Below are 18,525 nucleotides of genomic sequence, written 5' to 3'. Positions count from 1 at the left end.
GTCCGGCGGAGGCCACCCATGACGACGGAACTGCCCCGGATCATCAGCGTCGACGACCACGTGATCGAGCCGGCGCACCTGTTCGAGACCTGGCTGCCGCGCGCCTACCGGGACCGCGGGCCCAAGCCGCTCACCGCCGGCATCGGCGAACTCGCCTACGTCGGGGGCAAGTACCGGGTCACCATGGACCCGGCCGGCCCGCCCACCGACTGGTGGGTCTACGAGGACCTGAGGTTCCCCTACAAGCGCAACATCGCCGCGGCCGGCTTCGACCGCGACGAGATGACGCTGGAGGGCATCACCCGCGACCAGATGCGCCGCGGCTGCTGGGACCCCGTCGCCCGCCTCGCCGACATGGACCTCAACCACGTCGAGGCCAGCCTCTGCTTCCCCACCTTCCCCCGCTTCTGCGGCCAGACCTTCGCCGAGGCCGAGGACAAGGACGTCGCCCTCGCCTGCGTCCGCGCCTACAACGACTGGATGGTGGAGGAGTGGTGCGGTGACAGCGGCGGCCGCCTCATCCCGCTGTGCCTCATCCCCCTCTGGGACGTCGGCCTCGCCGTCGCCGAGATCCGCCGCAACGCCGCCCGCGGGGTGCGCGCGGTGACCTTCTCCGAACTCCCCACCCACCTCGGGCTGCCGTCGATCCACACCGGCTACTGGGACCCCTTCTTCGCGGCGTGCGAGGACACCGGCACGGTCGTCGCCATGCACATCGGCTCCTCCTCGCAGATGCCCGCCGCCTCCCCCGACGCGCCCCCCGCCGTCCAGGCCGCGCTGTCCTTCAACAACGCCATGGCCTCGATGGCCGACTTCCTCTTCAGCGGCGTCCTGGTCCGCTTCCCCCGCCTCACACTCGCCTACGCCGAGGGCCAGATGGGCTGGATCCCCTACGCCCTGGAGCGCGCCGACGACGTCTGGCAGGAGCACCGCGCCTGGGGCGGCGTCCGCGACCTGGTCCCCGAACCGCCGTCCACGTACTACTACCGGCAGATCTTCTGCTGCTTCTTCCGCGACCGGCACGGCGTCGCCTCGCTCGACGCGGTCGGCCGCGACAACGCCACCTTCGAGACCGACTACCCGCACGTCGACTCCACCTTCCCGCACACCCGGGAGGTCGCCCTCGACCACGTCGCGGGCCTCGACGACGAGACCGTCTACAAGCTGATGCGGGGCAACGCCATCCGCATGCTCGGCCTGGACCTCGACCGCTGATGGACCTGTCCCACCCGCCCGAGGACGAGGAGTTCCGGGCCGGCCTGCGCGCCTGGCTGGCCCGCACCCTGCCCGCCCTGCCGCCCCGGCCCTCGCCGCACGACTGGCCGGCCCGCAGAGCCTACGACCTGGGGTGGCAGCGCATGCTGTACGACGCCGGGTACGCGGGCGTGCACCAGGACGCCCCGCCCGGCCGACGGCTGATCTTCCTGGAGGAGACCGAGAACGCCGGCGCACCCTACGTGGGCGCCTGCTTCGTCGGCCTCCTGCACGCCGGCCCCACCATCGCCGCCGAGGGCACCCCCGAGCAGCGGGCCCGCTGGCTGCCCCCGATCCTGCGCGGCGAAGAGGTCTGGTGCCAGGGCTTCAGCGAACCGGGGGCCGGATCCGACCTCGCCTCCCTGCGCACCCGCGCCCGGCGCGACGGCGACACCTACGTCGTCAGCGGCTCCAAGATCTGGACCTCGCACGCCCAGGTCGCCGACTGGTGCGAACTGCTGGTGCGCACCGACCCCGACGCCCCCCGGCACCGGGGCATCACCTGGCTCGCCCTGCCCATGCGCACGCCCGGCGTCACCGTGCGGCCGCTGCGCACCCTCGCCGGATCCGAGGAGTTCGCCGAGGTGTTCCTCGACGAGGTGCGGGTCCCCGTGTCCCACCGCGTCGGCGCCGAGAACGACGGCTGGCGCGTGACCATGGTGACCCTCTCCTTCGAACGCGGCACCGCCTTCGCCGGCGAGGTCGTCGCCTGCCGCCGGACCCTCGGCGAACTCGCCCGCGAGGCCCGCCGCAACGGCCGCTGGGACGATCCCGCGCTGCGCCGCCGGCTCGGCCGCCTCAACGCCGAGTTCCGGGCGCTGTGGCGGCTCGTCCAGTGGAACGTGAGCGAGGCGGAGGCCTCGGGCGGGCCGCCCGGAGCTGGGGCCTCCGTGTTCAAACTGCGCTACTCCCAGGCCCGGCAGGAGCTCTACGACACCGCGGCCCGGGTGCGCGGCGCCGCCGGCCTCGACCTCGACGACCCCTGGACGCCGGACCGGCTCGCGTCCCTCTCGTACACCATCGCCGCGGGAACCTCGCAGATCCAGCGGACGATCCTCGCCGAACGCGTTCTCGGCCTGCCCAGGGGGAGATGACACGGATGCGCTTCCGGCTGACCGACGACCAGCGGGCCCTCAAGGCAGGTGTACGCGACGTCCTCGGGCGGCGGTTCGGACCCGGGGCGCTGCGCGCCGCCGCCGGCCAGGACCGCGGGAACGGGCCCGATCCGGCCCGGACCGCCGGGAACCTGTACGGCAAAGACCCGAACGGCGAGGACCCGCACGGCGAAGGCCCGTATGGCGGGGACTTGTACGGCGAAGGCTCGCACGGCGAAGGCCCGTACGGCGGGGACCTGTACAGCGAAGGCTCGCACGGCGAAGGCCCGTACGGCCGCGGCCGGTACCAGGCCCACCGGTACCGACTCGACCGGGAACTGTGGCGCGCGCTGGGGGACGCCGGGCTCTTCGCGCTGCGGCTGCCCGAGGCGGACGGCGGCGTCGGACTCGGACTGCCCGAGGCCGTGCTGGCGTTCGAAGAGGCGGGACGGGCGCTGCTGCCGGGGCCGCTGCTCGCCAGCCACCTCGCGGCCGGTTCGGTGCCCGGCGCGGCGAGCGGGGAGACCGTCGTCGCGGAGGCCGCCGCGGGACTGGTGGAGTGGCTGGCGGAGGCGGACGTCACGCTCGGCGACACCACCGACGCCGTCCCCGTACGCTCCGTCGACCCGCTCACCCCGCTGCACCGCGTGCCGCACGCCACCACCCGCCCCGGCCCCGAGGCCGTGCTGCTCACCGCCGCCGAACAGCTGGGCTCCGCCGTGCGCACCTGCGAGCTGGCCGTGCAACACGCGCGGCTGCGGGAGCAGTTCGGCCGGCCGATCGGGGCTTTCCAGGCAGTCCAGCACCTCTGTGCCGACCTGCTGGTCCGCACCGAACTGGCCCGCGCCGCCGTCTACGCGGCCGCGGTGACCGCCGACCCGGCCGACATCGCCGCCGCCCGGCTGCTCGCCGACGAGGCGGCCGTGCGGGGTGCCCGCGACTGCCTCCAGGTGCACGGCGGTACGGGCTTCACCTGGGAGTCGGAGGTGCACCTGCACCTGAAGCGCGCCTGGGTGCGGACGTACCGTACCGGCGACAGCACGGAAAGTGAGGAGGTGTTGGCCCGTGACCTGTGGGACTCAGGGGGTTGACGGGCCGCCGGCCTGCGCAGACGCCGCGACGGGCCGCCACCGGCCGCCAAGATGTCGCGGATCGTGGCATACCGGGATCACGGAGCGTTGATATCGGGTTGTGTCCTACGCGTGACTCGTCACGTCCTGGAGTCGGCGTCCCGCTCCGGTACCTTGTGTGGGATGCGAGTGGTTCCGGGGACGAGCCATGACGGAGCTGCCTCAGGGGCGGCCCCGGATCCGGCGGTGCGCGCCGCTGCTCGCGGGGTGGGAGTGCGAGAAGGCGCTGTGTGTTCGACCTCTCTCGGCGGGCGTCGCACAGTATGCCGCACGGGTACTCCTTCGCGCTGGAATATGCCCGAAGCGCTTGTTCGGGTGACTGAGCGTCAATCAAGCTGTCCTGCAAGGGATTCACATTCCGTGACTCTTGCTCTGGCCGTTGTTCTGGTCATGCAGAAAATGGCTACGATCGTGGCCCTCGTGAGGCGCGAGCCTTTGTGTCCGCCGGTTCGGATGGTGTGAGCGGTGCAGGTGCTTCAAGTGCAGCTGGAGGTGCGGCCCGACCCCGCGGAGGTGGGGCGGGCCCGGAGGTGGGCGCGTTCCCGGCTCGCCGGGGCAGGAGTGGAGGGCGACGAATCACTCGCCGAGACACTGATCCTGCTCGTGTCCGAACTCGTCACCAACGCCGTGGTGCACACCGGACGGCCCGCCGTGCTGCGGCTGGTGCTGCCGGTCGCGGCCGGTCCGGCGCCCGTCCGTCTGGAGGTCGCCGACACCAGCGCCCGCGCACCCGTGCCGCGCTGCGCCGACGGCGAGCAGACCGGAGGGCGCGGGCTCGCCCTCGTCGACGGCCTCGCCGACCGCTGGGGCTGGAGCCCTGACGGCGCCGGCAAGCGCATCTGGTGCGAGCTGGACCGCTGCCCCGAACCGCGCACCGCCGCCGCCCCGCACGCCGCCGCCGTCCCGCGCACCGCCACCGCCTATGGCGCCGGTGTGGGGGCCTGCGAGGGGCTGGCGTACGAGGCCGTCTGATGCCGTCTGAGGCCGTCTGATGCGGCGTCATCGCGGTGCGCCGCGGGGGCGTCTCCCCGCGGGGCGAGGCTCCTCGGCCGCCTGACCCCTCGGCGCTCCTCGGCGGCCCGGCTTCCCGGCCGCGTGCAGGCGCACCCTGCCGGGCCGCCTCCGCGCTCCGGGCGGCGAGCCGGGGCACGGAGGCGGCGTCTTCCCCGCGCACCGTCCCGAGGTCGACGGGTGCGCCCGGGTGTGCTTCCGTGCGCTCCGACAATGAAGCGCACATACCGGACAATTCCCCGTACGGGTGTTGACGAGGCGTGTCCGTTTGATCACCCTTGTGGGCAGCGATTCGCCGTGAGGGGACGGCGAGGGCTCTGGTGACGGGAGCCCTCGGCGAGTGTGGGTCGTGATTCCGGCGCCGGTTCCCCGCAGGCCGGGGAAGGGGCGGGAGCGCCGGACCGGTCGGCGGTGCGCGATGCCGTGCTCGGGGCGGGCAGGTGCGCGCCGCCGTCCGGAGGGTCCGGGCCGCGGGCGGGGGTCCGGAGGGCGGGTCGGTGGCCTGGATGCTCCGGTTCCGGCCAAGGGGCGGGTGCGGGGCGTGCGCCGCTCGGGGGCTCGGTTCAGAGGACGGCGACGGGCGCCACGGGGGTTCCCGTGGCGCCGGTGAAGGGCTCGGGCATCGCCGAGAGCAGGAACGTGTGGCGGCCCGCTTCTCCACAGGCTGTGGACAACTCCTCCAGGTTCCAGTTCTGACCCTGCAGCATGCCCATCTCCACCAGGTGCAGTGCGTGCACCGGGAGCCAGAGGCCGTCGACCTCGGGCGGGAAGATCTCGAACGTCAGCGTGTCGCAGGCCACCGCCGCCACATCCCGCGCGTGGAACCACTCGGGGGTGCGCACCGACAACCCCGGCGACGGATACGCGTACCCGTGCCGGTCCCCGGCGAGCAGCACCTGGACGTGCCCGGTGCGCACCAGCACCACGTCCCCCGCGCGCACCCGCACCCCCGCGCACTCCTCCGCGGCCGACAGGTCCTCCGGGGTGACCGCGTGCCCGCCGTCCAGCCGTGCCACCCCGCGGGCGCGCGCGACATCCAGCAGCACCCCCCGCGAGACGACGTGCCGGACCTTGTCGATGCCCGCGAACCGGGCGCCGCCGTGCGCGGTGACCGTGTCCGCCGGGCGGCCGTTGTAGAGCCGTCCCGAGTGGGTGACGTGCGCGAGCGCGTCCCAGTGCGTGCCCGCCTGGAGCCCCATCGTCACCACGTCGTCGCTGCACGCCACCGTCCCCGGGCCGAACAGCTCCTGGTTCACCTGCACCATCGCGTGCAGCGGATCGACCCGTCCCGGGATCGCGCCCGTCTGCACCCCGTCCTGCCGCAGCGGCAGCGCCAGCGGCACGCGCCGCCCGCTGCGCACGCAGCCCGCCGCCTCGCGCACCACCGCGTCGGTGACGAGGTTCAGCGTGCCGGTCTCGTCGTCGGTGCCCCAGCGGCCCCAGTTGTTGACGCGCGCGGCGATCTCGTGGAACTCGGCCGGCAGTGCCATCGGTGCCTCCCCGGGGCTTGTCCTGGCCCGTCCGCCCCGGCTTAGAATCTAACGGACCGTCAGAAACCGCGGGAAGGGGCCGGACATGGGGAACTTCTTGAGCGGCAAGGCCGTCGCCGTGACCGGGGCGGGACGGGGCATCGGCCGCGCGGTGGCGCTGGCGGCGGCCGCCGAGGGAGCCCGGGTCGTCGTCAACGACTACGGCGTCGCCGTCGACGGCGCCGCACCGGCCGGCGAGGTCGCCGCCGCCGTCGTCAAGGAGATCGAGGCCGCGGGCGGCGAGGCCGTCGCCGTCGCGGACGACATCTCCACCATGGCCGGCGGCCGCCGCGTCGTCGACACCGCGCTGTCGGCGTACGGACGCCTGGACGGGGTCGTCTGCGTCGCCGGGATCCTCCGCGAGCGGATGCTGTTCAACATGACCGAGGACGAGTGGGACGCCGTCCTCGCCACCCACCTCAAGGGCACCTTCACCGTGTTCCGCGCCGCCTCCGCCGTGATGCGCGAGCAGCGCTCCGGCACCCTCGTCGGGTTCACCAGCGGCAGCCACCAGGGCTCGGTGTCCCAGGCCAACTACAGTGCCGCGAAGGGCGGCGTCATCTCCCTCGTGCGCAGCGCCGCGCTCGGCCTCCACAAGTACGGCGTGACTGCCAACGCGGTCGCCCCCGTGGCCCGTACCCGGATGTCCGCGAACGTGCCGATGGACCTCGCCGAGACCGGGGAACCCCGCGACGTGGCCGCGCTGGTCGTCTACCTGCTGTCCGACCGGGCCCGGGACGTCACCGGGCAGGTGTACACGGTCGCCGGACCGAAGATCGCCGTATGGGCGCAGCCGCGCGAGCTGCGGGCCGCCTACGCCGACGGCGCCTGGACGCCGGAGCGGATCGCCGACCTGCTGCCGGGGACCGTGGGTGCCGACCCGATGCCGCTGCTGGAGCGGGTCGCCGCCATGGAACGGGCTGCCGCGGCCCGCAGGGCCCGGCCGACCGAGGCCTGAGGCCTGAGGCGTGTCGCCCTGAGCCCTGAGCCCTGAGCCTTGACGACTGAAGGCCCTGAGCCCTGAGACCTCGGCGGGTCCGCCGGGTGTCCGGTCCGCCGGGTGTTCGGTCCTCGGGGTGGCTGCTCCTCGGGTTGGCTGCTCCTCGGGGTGGCTGGTCCTCGGGGTGGCTGGTCCGCTGGACGGGCGGTTCGGGGTACGGGCGGTTCGCTGGGAGGCGGTTCGGGAGCGACCTCCGTCCGTCTGCGGTCCTCCGTCCTCCGTCGTTCATCCGCTGTCCTTCATCCGTCGTCCGCCCGATGCGGGGGCCCCGGCCCGCCGCAACCGACGCGCCCCGCCGGGGCGCCGACCGCGAGGAGGTCCCATGGACTTCGGGTTCACACCGCAGGACGAGGCGTTCCGCGAGGAGGCGCGGTGCTGGCTCGCCGCGCATGCCGGGGCCGGGACGGACCGGCGTGCCTGGGAGCGCACGCTCGGCGCGGCGGGCTGGATCGGGCTCGGCTGGGCCGAGACCGGCTACGGCAACCGGACCGCGACTCTCACCCAACAGGTCGTCTGGGCGGAGGAGTACGCCCGCTCGGCCGCGCCGCCGAGGTCCGGGCACATCGGGGAGAACCTGCTGGCGCCCACTCTGATCGCCCACGGCACCGGCGAGCAGAAGGCGCGCTTCCTGCCCCCGGTCGCGGCCGGCGACGAACTGTGGTGCCAGGGCTACAGCGAACCCGGAGCCGGATCGGACCTGGCCGGGGTGCGCACCCGGGCCGAGCGCGCGGCGGACGGCTCCTACCGGGTCAGCGGGCAGAAGATCTGGACGTCCCTCGCCCACGAGGCCGACTGGTGCTTCGTGCTGGCCCGCACCGAACCCGGCTCCCGCCGCCACCACGGGCTGAGCCTGCTGCTCGTCCCGATGGACCAGCCCGGCCGGATCGACGTGCGGCCCATCCGGCAGGCCACCGGCACCAGCGACTTCAACGAGGTGTTCTTCGACGGGGCACACGCCCGCGCCGAGCACGTCCTCGGCGGTGCGGGTGCCGGCTGGCGGGTCGCGATGAGCCTGCTCGGTGTGGAGCGCGGTGTCTCCACGCTCGCCCAGCAGGTCGGGTTCGCCCAGGAGCTGGCGCGGGTCGTGCGGACCGCCCGGGACACCGGTGCCGACGCCGACCCCGTCGTCCGCGAGCGCCTGGTACGGCAGTGGGCCGAACTGCGGGTCATGCGCTGGCATGCGCTGCGCACCCTCGGCGGGGCGGCGGCCGGCCCGGGCGGGCCGAGCGTGGCGAAGCTGCTGTGGGCCGGCTGGCACCAGCGGCTGGGCGAGCTGGCCGTGCTGGTGCGTGGCGCGGCCGCGGGGACCGGGCCCGCCGACTGGTCGGCGCCGGCACCGTACGAACTCGACGACGACCAGCACCTGTTCCTCTTCTCCCGCGCCGACACCCTCTACGGCGGCACGGACCAGATACAGCGCACGATCATCGCCGAGCGGGTGCTCGGACTGCCCAGGGAACCCAGGGGATAGGGAGTGGCCGGCATGCGTGCAGTGGTGTTCGACGGCAAGGGCGCCGACGTCGTGGACGACCTGGAGGTCCGCGACCCGGGGGCGGGAGAGGTACTGGTGGCCGTCGCGGCGGCCGGGCTGTGCCACAGCGACCTGTCCGTCCTCGACGGCACGATCCCCTTCCCGGTGCCGGTGGTGCTGGGGCACGAGGGCGCCGGTGTGGTGGAGCGGGTCGGGGCGGGCGTCACCCATGTCGCGCCCGGCGACCACGTCGCCCTGTCCACGCTGGCCAGCTGCGGTACCTGCGCCCACTGCGACCGGGGCCGGCCGACCATGTGCCGGCAGAGCATCGGACGCCCGGGACGGCCCTTCTCCCGTGCGGGCAGGCCGCTGTTCCAGTTCGCGTCCGACTCCGCGTTCGCCGAACGGACCGTGGTCAGGGCGGTGCAGGCGGTCCGGCTGCCCGGCGACGTCCCGCTGACGTCCGCCGCGCTCATCGGCTGCGCCGTGCTCACCGGGGTCGGGGCGGTGCTGAACCGGGCCCGCGTCGAGGCCGGGGACCGGGTCGTCGTCCTCGGTGCGGGCGGCGTCGGACTCAACGTCGTCCAGGGCGCCCGTATCGCCGGCGCCGCGCGGATCGTCGCCGTGGACGCCAACCCGGACAAGGCGGAGGCCGCCCGACGGTTCGGTGCGACCGACTTCCTCACCTCCGCCGACGACGTGACCGGGCTGCTGCCGTCGGGCGCCGACCACGTCTTCGAGTGCGTGGGCCGTGTCGACCTGGTCCGCCGCGCCGTGGACCTGCTGGACCGGCACGGGCAGGCCGTCCTCCTCGGTGTCCCGCCCGCCGGCGCCGAGGCGTCCTTCCGCGTCTCCACCCTCTACCTCGACCGGTCCGTCCTCGGCTGCCGCTACGGCTCCTCCCGGCCCCAGCGGGACATCGCCCGCTACGCCGAGCTGTACCGGTCCGGGAGCCTGCTGCTGGACGAACTCGTCACCCGGACCTACCCGGTGGAGGACTTCGGCAAGGCGGTGCAGGACGCCCGGGCGGGACGGGTGGCGCGCGCCGTGCTCACCTTCTGACGGCGGCGCCCGCACGCGGGCCGGCGGCCTGCGGTACGGCCTGCGGTACGAGGCGTGTCGCGGGGCGCGGCACCGGGCTCGGGCCGGTGCGGCCCGCCGCGACACGGAAGGTGCGGCGGTAGGCCGTCGGGGTCACCCCGAGGGCCGCCTGCAGGTGCTGCCGCATCGACTGGGCCGTGCCGAAACCGGCGTCCCTGGCCACCTGGTCGACGGACAGGTCGCTGCGCTCCAGCAGCTGCCGGGCCCGTTCGACCCGCTGCTGTGTCAGCCACTGCCCGGGGCTGACGCCGGTCTCCTCGCGGAAGCGCCGTGTGAACGTCCGTACCGACATGGCCTCCCGGGCCGCCATGTCCCGCAGCCGGATCGGCTCGTGCAGCCGCCCCAGCGCCCAGGCACGCGCCGCCGTGGTGGTCGCCTGCTGCGGATCGGGCACCGGCCGCTCGATGTACTGCGCCTGCCCGCCGTCCCGGTACGGCGGTACGACCGTACGGCGGGCCACCTCGTTGGCGACGGCCGCACCGTGGTCGCGGCGCACCATGTGCAGGCACAGGTCGATGCCGGCCGCCACCCCCGCCGAGGTCAGCACGTCGCCGTCGTCGATGAACAGCACGTCCGGGTCCAGCTCGACCCGCGGGAAGGTCCGGCGGAAGTGCTCCGCGTCGGCCCAGTGCGTGGTCGCCGGACGGCCGTCGAGCCGGCCCGCGGCGGCCAGCACGTACACGCCCGTGCAGATGGAGGCCAGGCGGGTACCCGGCCGGACCCGGGCCAGGGCGGCGGCCAGCTCCTCGGTGAGCACGCCCCGCTCGAAGACCGGCCCCAGCTGGTAGGAGGCCGGAACGATCACGGTGTCGGCGGTGGACAGCGCCTCCGGACCGTGCCCGACGTGGATGGCGAAGTCGGCGTCGGTCTCCACCGGCCCCGGCGGCCGCACCGAGCACGTGACCACCTCGTACAGCTGCCGCCCCCGCTCGTCCTTCGGCCGCCCGAAGATGCGGTGCGGAATCCCCAGCTCGAAGGGGAGCAGTCCGTCCAGCGCCAGGACGACCACGCGGTGCGGGCGGAACGCCGGCTCGGGGATGCGGAGGGTCATGGCCCGATCCTAGCGAACACTGACCTCCGGGCCACTCGATGAGCGGGACCGCACCCCGGAGGCTGAGTGCCGTGAGCCAGACGACCGACCTCCCCGGGACGACTCCCGGGAACCACGCCTCCGTACACCGCCGCCGACGCGTCCACCGTGCCTGGTTCGTCGCCGCCGTCACCTTCGTGACGATCATCGGCGCCGCTGCCTTCCGCTCCCTTCCCGGCCTGCTGATCGACCCGCTGCACGACGAGTTCGGCTGGTCCCGTGGCACCATCGGGGGCGCCGTCTCCGTCAACCTCGCGCTCTACGGGCTGACCGCGCCGTTCGCCGCCGCCCTCATGGACCGCTTCGGCATCCGCCGTGTGGTGGCCGTCGCCCTCACCGTCATCGCCCTGGGCGCCGGCCTCACGGTCTGGATGACCTCACCCTGGCAACTGCTGCTGTGCTGGGGCCTGCTGGTCGGCCTCGGCAGCGGCTCCATGGCGCTGGCCTTCGCGGCGACCGTCACCAACCGCTGGTTCACCACCAGGCGCGGCCTGGTCACCGGCATCCTCACCGCCGCGTCCGCCTCCGGACAGCTGATCTTCCTGCCGCTGCTGTCCTGGATCGTGGCGACCCACGACTGGCGCCCGGCAGCCGTCACCGTGGCCCTGGCCGCGCTCGCCGTCGTGCCCTTCGTCTGGCTGCTGCTGCGCGACCACCCGGCGGACGTGGGCCTGCGACCGTACGGTGCGACGGAGTTCGTGCCGAAGCCCGGCCCCGTCCCCGGTGCCGCCCGCCGGGCCGTGCGCGTGCTGGCCTCCGCCGCGCGCACCGGGCCGTTCTGGCTGCTCGCCGGCTCCTTCGCGATCTGCGGCGCCTCCACCAACGGGCTGATCCAGACCCACTTCGTCCCGGCCGCCCACGACCACGGCATGCCGATCACCTCAGCCGCCTCGCTGCTCGCCGTCATCGGCGTGTTCGACGTCGCCGGAACAGTGGCCTCCGGCTGGTTCACCGACCGCTACGAGGCCCGTCGCCTGCTTGCCGTCTACTACGCCCTGCGTGGTGTCTCCCTCCTCTTCCTGCCGATGCTGCTCGCGCCGAACGTGCATCCGCCGATGGTCCTCTTCATCGTCTTCTACGGCCTGGACTGGGTGGCCACCGTCCCGCCGACCCTCGCCCTGTGCCGGGAGCAGTACGGCGAGGACAGCGCGATCGTCTTCGGCTGGGTGCTGGCCTCGCACCAGGTGGGCGCCGCCCTGGTCGCCTTCCTGGGCGGCGTCGCCCGCGACGCGTTCGGCTCCTACGACGTCGTCTGGGTCGCCTCGGGCGCCCTGTGCGCGGCGGCCGCCCTCATGGTCCTGGTGATCCGTCGCGCGCAGCCGGGTGCACGAGCCGCCGCTCCGCTCGCCGCGTGACCGACCGGTGTGCCCCGCCGGTGCGCCCTGCCGGGGCGGCGCCCCGTCTCGCCGGACACGCCCGTCCCGTCGCGCATGTCCCGTCGCGCCCGTCCCGCCCGCATGTCCCGCCACGCATGTCCCGTCGCTCCCGTCCCGTCGCTCCCGTCCCGTCGCGCCCGTCGGGCCGCGAGGCCGACCGGCACCCCACCGGCGGGAAGGCCCCCGGGTGAAGGCCTCACTGGAGGGAAGGCCCGCTGGAGGGAGGCCTCACCGGCGTGGAGCCCCGCTGGCGAGGAGTCCGGCGTGCCTCCTCGCGCCGATCGGGCTTCGCCCTGCTGCGTCGCCACCGGGGTGGTGGCAAGCCGGCGAGTCAGTCGTGGAGCCGGGTGAAGCCGCCCCGGTGGAAGAGGAGCGGGTCCCCCGGACCGGCCTCGCCGAGGGCGTCGACGCGCCCGACCACGATCAGGTGGTCCCCGCCGGTGTGGACGGCGTGGATCGCGCAGTCGATCCACGCCACCGCACCCGCGAGGCGCGGCGCACCCGACACCGGCGCCGCGTCGTAGGTGACACCGGCGAACTTGTCACCGCCGCTCACGGCGAAGGCTCGGCACAACCCGCCCTGGTCGGCGGCCAGGACGTTCACACAGAAGCTGCCCGCGCGGGCGATGCGCGGCCAGGTCCTCGACGTACGGCCGACCATGAAGACGACCAGGGGCGGGTCGAGGGACAGGGAGGCGAAGGACTGACAGGCGAAACCTGCGGGGGAGGCCTCGCCGATGGTGGCAGGTGAAGTGACAACGGCCACGCCGGTCGCGAAGTTCCCGAGGACTCTGCGGAATGTTCCCGGGTCCACCGGGGCGCGCTCGTCGGCACTCACGCAGCGCAACTCCGGTCGGGGCAGTGCCTCCACCGGGCGCGGACGCGGCGCACCGGGGCCGGACGTCCTGAGGTAGCGGACGGCGGCTGCCGCCATCCCTGCGGTTCCCATCACATCCTCATTGAAGCTGACGGGGTATCAGATAGGAAGGGCTGGAGAGAGGTCTACACGGGAGGGTGGAAGGCGGTCGTTGACCGGTCGACGGTTGGACGGGACCGGCACGGGGAGCGGGAGCGGGACCGGCGCCGGGACGGGGAGCACGGGAGGACAACAGCACGGGAGCACGGGAGCGCGAGAGCACGGGAGTACGGGAGTACGGGAGCACGGCAGGACAGCAGGACGGGCGGACAGCAGGACGGGCGGACGGAGATACGACGGGCGGGGGACGCCGGAGTCCTCAGGGCATGAGGCCGGCGGACCGGCGCGGGACCTGGCGGAGGAGGGGCTCGGCGGATGGTGGCGGGGGCCGGGCATTCCGTGAGGGCCCGGCGTAGGGGTCCGGCCGGGGTGCGGGCCGGGGCGCGGCGCGGGCCGGTCAGCGGCCGGTGAAGTCCGGCGGGCGCCGGCGGGTGAAGGCCTCCAGTCCCTCCCGGGCGTCCGCGGTCGTCAGGTTGATCTCCTGTGCGGCCGCCTCCGCGGCGAACGCGGCACCCCGGTCGGTGTCGAGGGACGCGTTGACGAGCTGCTTGGTCAGCGCGAGGGCGCGGGTGGGGCCGGTGGCGAGGCGGGCCGCCCAGGCGCGGGCCTCGTCGGCCAGCTCGGAGTCCGGCACCACCCGGTTGACCAGGCCCAGCCGTTCGGCGTCGGCGGCGGCGACGGCGTCCCCGAAGAACATCAGCTCCTTGGCCCGCCGCGGCCCGACCAGCCGGGGCAGGAGGTAGGCGCCGCCGGCGTCCGGGACGAGTCCGCGGCGTACGAACACCTCGACGAAACGGGCCGACTCGGCGGCCAGGACCAGGTCGCAGGCGAGCGCGAGGTGGGCGCCGAGGCCGGCCGCGACGCCGTTCACGGCGGCGATCACCGGCTTCTCGCAGTCGAGGACGGCGGCGATCAGCCGCTGCGCGCCCCGGCACAGCGTGCGGGCCACGTCGCCGGCCACCCGCTCGCCAGCGGAGTCGTCCCGCGTACCGTCCCCGGTCCGGTCCGCGGCCCGGCGAGGGCCCGGGGCGTCGGGAGCGGGCGGGACGGACCGCCCCCGGACCGCCGGACCGGCGCGGAGGTCCGCGCCCGCGCAGAAGCCGCGGCCCGCACCGGTGAGCACCACCGCCCGCACGCCGGGGTCGGCGGAGACCTCCACAAGCTGCTCGACCAGGAGTTCCCGCAGGTCGGGGGTGATGGCGTTGAGTGCTTCGGGGCGGTTGAGCGTCAGGTGCAGGACGGCGTTGTCAGTGGCGTGCTGTAGCAATGACGCAGTGGACTTTTCCGGAGATCGGGGGGAATCAACCATGCGCGTCTTATATGTACGGCCTCTTGCCGCAGCAGGGGCGGGCGGCTCGGCCGGGCCGGATGCGGAAGGCGTGGAGGGCGTGGAGGGCGTGTCCATCTCAGCGGCACACCACCAGCGCGTCCAGCGCCACCGCGCCGTGGCCCCGCGGCAGCACCATCAGCGGGTTGATGTCGAGCTCGGTGAGGCCCTCGCCCAGTTCCTGCGCCATACGCTGCACCCGCAGGATCACCTCGACCAGCGCGTCCACGTCTGCCGGGGGACGCCCCCGCACCCCGTCCAGCAGGGCCCGCCCGCGGAGCCCGGCGAGCATGCTGCGCGCCTGCTCCTCGTGGAACGGCGGCACGCCGGTGGCGGTGTCCCGCAGGACCTCCACGAGCACGCCGCCCAGGCCGACGGTCACGGTCGGCCCGAACACGTCGTCGTGCGAGACGCCCACCACCATCTCCACCCCCTGTTCGACCATCTGGCACACCAGCACACCGTCCAGCGAGACGCCCTCGTAGCGGGCGATGTCGGTCAGCTCGCGATAGGCGTCGCGGACCTGCGCCGCCGAGGTGAGCCCGACCTTGACCAGGCCCAGCTCGGTCTTGTGGGCGATCCGGGCCCCGGAGGCCTTCATCACCACGGGGTAGCCCACCAGCGCGGCGGCGCGCACGGCCGCCGCGGCGCTGGTCACCAGCTGCTCGCGCGGTACTCGGATGCCGTAGGCGCGCAGCAGCTGCTTCGCCGCGTGTTCGCTCAACTGGCCGCTCTCCTGCAGCAAATCGCGCGCCTTGCGGGAGGAGGGCGAGGGGGTGCGGGGGGCCTCGTCGAAGGGCGAGCGGTAGTCGCGCAGGAAGCGGTGGTGGTCGAGGTAGGCGCGGACGGCGGAGAGGCAGTTGCCCACCGAGCGGAAGGTGATCACGCGGGAGGAGCCGAGCAGCATCTGCCGGTATGCGGGCTCGGTCCCCACCGGGGAACCCCACACCACGCAGACCGGCTTGTCGGTGTGTTCCGCGGCCTCCACCAGGTCACGCACCAGCCGGTCGCTCAGCGGAGGGAAGGGCCCGGTGACCGGGCAGATCAGCACTCCGACCTCAGGATCGGCCAGCAGTGCGTCGATGATCTTCCGGCCGCGTTCGTCGCCCACCGGATGCCCGCCGTTGTCGATCGGGTTGGCCACGCTCAGGTACGCCGGTATCCACTGGTGCAGCTCGGCCTGCTTCTGCGGCGACAGCTCCGGCAGCCGCAGGCCGAGGCCCACGGCGAGGTCGGCGACGTGCGCGCCCGTGCCGCCCGAGATCGAATACACGGCGACACCGTCGGCGCGCGGGGGGCGGGCGCGGGCCAGCAGGGTCGCGGTGTCCTGGAGTTCGTCGAGCCCGTCGACCCGGATCACGCCGCACTGCCGCATGGCCGCGTCGACGACAGCGTCCGCGCCGGTCAGCTTCCCGGTGTGTGAGGCCGCCGTCCGGGCGCCTGTCTCGGTGCGGCCCACCTTGACGGCGACGACCGGCACCCGGTTGCGGGCGGCCCGGTCGGCGGCGAGCTGGAAGGCCCGCCCGTCCTTCAGGCCTTCCAGGTAGGCGGCGATGGCGCCGACCTCGGGCTGCTCGGCGAAGTAGGAGACGAAGTCGGCGGCCTCCAGATCGGCCTCGTTTCCGGTCGGCGCCCAGTGGGAGAGCCGCACACCCAGGTCCTGCAGGGCGAAGAGCGGGCGGCCCTGGTGGCCGGACTGGGTGACGAGCGCGATCGCCGGACCGTCGAGATCCTCGCGGAACCTCTCGAAGGCGTTCAGGTTGGTGTTGGGGCCCAGCAGGCGAAGACCGGAGCGGGCGGCGGCGGCCGCCAGCCGCTCCTGTTCGACAGCACCCTGCGCACCGGTCTCGGCGAAACCGGAGGCGAAGACGACGGCGAACCTGGCCTTGGCCCCGGCCAGTTCCTCCACCACCGGAAGGGGGTCGGCCACCAGCAGCACAGCGAGATCGACCTGCTCCGGCAGGTCGGAGACGGAGGAGACGCAGGCGATACCGAAGACGTGTGGGCGACGGGGATGCACCGGGTGGACTCGGGCCCCCCGCTCCTCGGCCCATGCCATGACCTGCCGGGTGATGCCGCGGGCCGGGCGCCCCTCGGAGTCGGTGGCGCCGATCACGGCGACGGACCGGGGCCGGAACAGCCGGTCCAGGCCGGGCACCTCGGCGTGCAGCGGGCGCCCGCTGACGTCGAGGTCGCCGTCCCGGCGGCCGTGGACGGCGGGCCCGGGACGGTGCTCTCCGCAGGCGATGGCCCGGGCCCGGCGGGAGTCGGTGGTGAGGGTGCCGTGGGTTGATCCAAGCATCGGTCCGCCCGCTCCTGTCGTGACAGCTCGGTAACTGACGCTCTGTCAGGTTACTGAATGGACACAACGTCAGGAACTGCTAGGACGCGCAAACATTTCGAGGGAGAAGGGAGGGGAACGCTCGGGGCGTCGCGAGACCCGCGTCCGGGTGTACCTGTCGACGGTCTGCGGCCGTCCGTCCCGCGGTCGCCGCCGGGACGGGACCGCCCCGGCGCGGACACGGGGCGGCTTCGGGGCGGACGGCCCCGGCGCGGACACGGAACCGCCCCGCCGCGGACGGCGGGCGGGGCGGCATCACGGCCGGCTCGTACCGGCGCTGACCTGCCCGGCCCCCTCCCGTGCGCGGACGGCGGGGGCGGGGGACGGGAGTCTGCTCCAGGTCCGTTCCGGGCGGGGGCGTTGCGGTGGTGCGTGAGCGGGTGCTCTGCTCCTCGGCCCGAGACGTGCCGGAGGGTGTGGTCGTGTCTGGCCGGTCACCTGGGCAGGCGGGAGACCTCCGAGCCGGCCTGCCTGGCGATGGCCTTGGCGATCTTCGGGGCGTCGAGGGCGAGTTCGCGGAGCATGCCGCTGGCGGGGTTGGTGAAGCCGGTGAAGTACAGGCCGGGTGCGCCGGGCAGGGTGCGGGCACCGCGAGTGCGGGGTCTTCCGCGGGCGTCGAGGACGTCGAGGTGACCGACCAGGCCTTCCAGCGCGTGGGTGTAGCCGGTGGCGGCGATGACGGCGTCGGCCGTGAGGCGGGAGCCGTCGGCGAGGACGATGTCGCCGCTGTCGAAGGCGTCGACGGCGGCGACCACCTCCACCCGGCCCTTGCGGACGGCGTCGATCAGGCCCGTGTCCTGTACCGGGATCGCGCCCTGGGCGGCGCGCAGGTAGAGCCCGCTGCCGGGGCGGGGCAGGCCGTGGGCGGCGAGGTCGGGGACGGCGAGCCGGGTCAGCGGCCCGGTGAGCGCGTCCACGAGGCGCACCGGCAGGCGCCGGACGAGAACACTGGTGTACTGCGCGGCCCAGCCGGCCGTGGAGCGGCGGACGATGTGCGGGGTGGTGCGCACGGCCAGCCGTACCCGCTTCGCGCCGCCCTCCACCAGGTCGACGGCTATCTCGGCACCCGAGTTGCCGGCGCCGACGACCAGCACGTCCCGGCCGGCGAACGGCTCGGCGTCGCGGTAGCGGGAGGCGTGCAGGAAGTCGCCGGAGTGGGCCTCGCGGCCCGGCCAGTCGGGAATCAGGGGGGAGTGGTTGTATCCGGTGGCGACGACGACGGCGGCACCGCTGAGCAGACGGCCGCCGGTGGCGTGCAGCAGCCAGCCGGTGCCGTCCGGCGAGCGCTCCACGCGGGAGACCTCGACACCGGTCACGATCTCCAGGTCGTGGTGCTCGGCGTACTTCTCCAGGTAGCGCACCAGGTCGTCCCGCGTCACCCACCGTCCGAACCGGCGGGGCATCGGCAGTCCCGGCAGCGCGGAGAGCCGGCGGGTGGTGTGCAGGCGCAGCCGGTCGTAGTGGCGGCGCCAGGACGCGCCGACGGCGTCGGACCGCTCCAGCACGACTGCGCGTATGCCCCGGGCGCGCAGGGCATGCGCCGTGGCCAGCCCGCCCGGGCCGCCACCGACGACGTAGACGGGGCGTTCGGCGGGCGGAGCCGTGAGGGGTGCGGACGGTATGGAGTCGGACATGTCCGCGAGCGTAATCAGTAAGGGCGTTGATGGGTCTCGGTCAAGACCGGAATTGGTTGCGGAATGGTCACGAGTGGGGCGTTGACGCGTGACCGCACCGTGCGGACACCTCCCCGGCCGCCTGACGCGCGCTGCCTGACGCGCGCTGCCTGACGCGCGCCGCCCGGGGTGCGCCGCCCGGTCGTCCCTCC

General features: G+C 74.2%; 14 protein-coding genes. 8 read left to right on the top strand and 6 right to left on the bottom strand.

Features of this window, described 5'->3' with window-relative positions:
* Nucleotides 1-18: 18 nt before the first annotated feature.
* The 4 genes from AC5K6T_RS29845 to AC5K6T_RS29830 all read left to right on the top strand — a co-directional run bounded on the left by AC5K6T_RS29845 (nucleotide 19) and on the right by AC5K6T_RS29830 (nucleotide 4,450).
* A complete protein-coding gene (locus AC5K6T_RS29845) occupies nucleotides 19-1,215 on the top strand; it encodes an amidohydrolase family protein (RefSeq protein ID WP_493213988.1) in 1,197 nt (398 codons plus the stop codon).
* Complete coding sequence (locus AC5K6T_RS29840) at nucleotides 1,215-2,348, top strand: acyl-CoA dehydrogenase family protein (protein WP_493213986.1); 1,134 nt, start codon at nucleotides 1,215-1,217, stop codon at nucleotides 2,346-2,348. The genes AC5K6T_RS29845 and AC5K6T_RS29840 overlap by 1 nt, the downstream gene beginning before the upstream one ends.
* 5 nt (nucleotides 2,349-2,353) lie before the next feature.
* Nucleotides 2,354-3,439 (top strand): acyl-CoA dehydrogenase family protein, encoded by a 1,086-nt coding sequence (locus AC5K6T_RS29835; RefSeq protein ID WP_493213985.1) that lies wholly within the window; start codon nucleotides 2,354-2,356, stop codon nucleotides 3,437-3,439.
* 519 nt (nucleotides 3,440-3,958) lie between these two features.
* A complete protein-coding gene (locus tag AC5K6T_RS29830) occupies nucleotides 3,959-4,450 on the top strand; it encodes an ATP-binding protein (RefSeq protein ID WP_493214301.1) in 492 nt (163 codons plus the stop codon).
* Nucleotides 4,451-5,052: 602 nt separating this feature from the next.
* Here AC5K6T_RS29830 and AC5K6T_RS29825 read toward each other — a convergent pair.
* Nucleotides 5,053-5,979 carry a cyclase family protein gene (locus AC5K6T_RS29825; RefSeq protein WP_493213984.1) on the bottom strand — a complete coding sequence of 309 codons (927 nt, stop codon included), beginning with the start codon at nucleotides 5,977-5,979 and terminating at the stop codon, nucleotides 5,053-5,055.
* 85 nt (nucleotides 5,980-6,064) lie between these two features.
* Here AC5K6T_RS29825 and AC5K6T_RS29820 point away from each other — a divergent pair, with 85 nt between their 5' ends.
* The 3 genes from AC5K6T_RS29820 (at nucleotide 6,065) to AC5K6T_RS29810 (ending at nucleotide 9,551) form a co-directional block, all read left to right on the top strand.
* The gene (locus tag AC5K6T_RS29820) at nucleotides 6,065-6,976 is read left to right on the top strand and encodes an SDR family oxidoreductase (protein ID WP_493213982.1); all 912 of its coding nucleotides are present in this window, start codon (nucleotides 6,065-6,067) and stop codon (nucleotides 6,974-6,976) included.
* 364 nt (nucleotides 6,977-7,340) lie between these two features.
* Nucleotides 7,341-8,489 carry an acyl-CoA dehydrogenase family protein gene (locus AC5K6T_RS29815; protein WP_493213981.1) on the top strand — a complete coding sequence of 383 codons (1,149 nt, stop codon included), beginning with the start codon at nucleotides 7,341-7,343 and terminating at the stop codon, nucleotides 8,487-8,489.
* 12 nt (nucleotides 8,490-8,501) lie between these two features.
* Nucleotides 8,502-9,551, top strand: a complete 1,050-nt coding sequence (locus AC5K6T_RS29810; protein ID WP_493213979.1) for an alcohol dehydrogenase catalytic domain-containing protein — start codon at nucleotides 8,502-8,504, stop codon at nucleotides 9,549-9,551.
* Here the strand turns inward: AC5K6T_RS29810 and AC5K6T_RS29805 are convergent.
* On the bottom strand, nucleotides 9,541-10,641 hold the full coding sequence (locus AC5K6T_RS29805; protein WP_493213978.1) for a GlxA family transcriptional regulator: 1,101 nt from the start codon (nucleotides 10,639-10,641) through the stop codon (nucleotides 9,541-9,543). The genes AC5K6T_RS29810 and AC5K6T_RS29805 overlap by 11 nt on opposite strands.
* Nucleotides 10,642-10,712: 71 nt before the next feature.
* On the opposite strand from AC5K6T_RS29805, the gene AC5K6T_RS29800 reads away from it, so the two are divergent.
* Nucleotides 10,713-12,035, top strand: coding sequence for an MFS transporter (locus AC5K6T_RS29800; RefSeq protein ID WP_493213977.1), 1,323 nt, complete (start codon nucleotides 10,713-10,715; stop codon nucleotides 12,033-12,035).
* Between the two features lie 352 nt (nucleotides 12,036-12,387).
* Here the strand turns inward: AC5K6T_RS29800 and AC5K6T_RS29795 are convergent, their stop codons facing one another.
* The 4 genes from AC5K6T_RS29795 to AC5K6T_RS29780 form a co-directional block, all read right to left on the bottom strand.
* Nucleotides 12,388-13,005: a flavin reductase family protein gene (locus tag AC5K6T_RS29795; protein ID WP_493213975.1), complete on the bottom strand. Its 618-nt coding sequence runs from the start codon at nucleotides 13,003-13,005 to the stop codon at nucleotides 12,388-12,390.
* Nucleotides 13,006-13,429: 424 nt separating this feature from the next.
* Nucleotides 13,430-14,341 (bottom strand): enoyl-CoA hydratase/isomerase family protein, encoded by a 912-nt coding sequence (locus AC5K6T_RS29790; RefSeq protein ID WP_493213973.1) that lies wholly within the window; start codon nucleotides 14,339-14,341, stop codon nucleotides 13,430-13,432.
* 97 nt (nucleotides 14,342-14,438) lie between these two features.
* Nucleotides 14,439-16,661: an acetate--CoA ligase family protein gene (locus AC5K6T_RS29785; RefSeq protein ID WP_493213972.1), complete on the bottom strand. Its 2,223-nt coding sequence runs from the start codon at nucleotides 16,659-16,661 to the stop codon at nucleotides 14,439-14,441.
* Between the two features lie 473 nt (nucleotides 16,662-17,134).
* Nucleotides 17,135-18,334 carry a flavin-containing monooxygenase gene (locus tag AC5K6T_RS29780; protein ID WP_493213970.1) on the bottom strand — a complete coding sequence of 400 codons (1,200 nt, stop codon included), beginning with the start codon at nucleotides 18,332-18,334 and terminating at the stop codon, nucleotides 17,135-17,137.
* Nucleotides 18,335-18,525: the final 191 nt, after the last annotated feature.

This window comes from Streptomyces sp. B8-7, assembly GCF_058833805.1.
Note: the sequence above shows the minus strand (reverse complement) of the source record. Positions and strands in the feature narration are given on the sequence as shown.

Excerpts from the sequence above, each read along its gene's own strand:
- AC5K6T_RS29815 (WP_493213981.1), top strand. The coding sequence starts at position 7,341 with ATGGACTTCGGGTTCACACCGCAGGACGAGGCGTTCCGCGAGGAGGCG.
- AC5K6T_RS29805 (WP_493213978.1), bottom strand. The coding sequence starts at position 10,641 with ATGACCCTCCGCATCCCCGAGCCGGCGTTCCGCCCGCACCGCGTGGTC.
- AC5K6T_RS29780 (WP_493213970.1), bottom strand. The coding sequence starts at position 18,334 with ATGTCCGACTCCATACCGTCCGCACCCCTCACGGCTCCGCCCGCCGAA.
- AC5K6T_RS29835 (WP_493213985.1), top strand. The coding sequence starts at position 2,354 with ATGCGCTTCCGGCTGACCGACGACCAGCGGGCCCTCAAGGCAGGTGTA.
- AC5K6T_RS29810 (WP_493213979.1), top strand. The coding sequence starts at position 8,502 with ATGCGTGCAGTGGTGTTCGACGGCAAGGGCGCCGACGTCGTGGACGAC.
- AC5K6T_RS29825 (WP_493213984.1), bottom strand. The coding sequence starts at position 5,979 with ATGGCACTGCCGGCCGAGTTCCACGAGATCGCCGCGCGCGTCAACAAC.
- AC5K6T_RS29820 (WP_493213982.1), top strand. The coding sequence starts at position 6,065 with ATGGGGAACTTCTTGAGCGGCAAGGCCGTCGCCGTGACCGGGGCGGGA.
- AC5K6T_RS29785 (WP_493213972.1), bottom strand. The coding sequence starts at position 16,661 with ATGCTTGGATCAACCCACGGCACCCTCACCACCGACTCCCGCCGGGCC.
- AC5K6T_RS29845 (WP_493213988.1), top strand. The coding sequence starts at position 19 with ATGACGACGGAACTGCCCCGGATCATCAGCGTCGACGACCACGTGATC.
- AC5K6T_RS29840 (WP_493213986.1), top strand. The coding sequence starts at position 1,215 with ATGGACCTGTCCCACCCGCCCGAGGACGAGGAGTTCCGGGCCGGCCTG.
- AC5K6T_RS29790 (WP_493213973.1), bottom strand. The coding sequence starts at position 14,341 with ATGGTTGATTCCCCCCGATCTCCGGAAAAGTCCACTGCGTCATTGCTA.
- AC5K6T_RS29795 (WP_493213975.1), bottom strand. The coding sequence starts at position 13,005 with ATGGGAACCGCAGGGATGGCGGCAGCCGCCGTCCGCTACCTCAGGACG.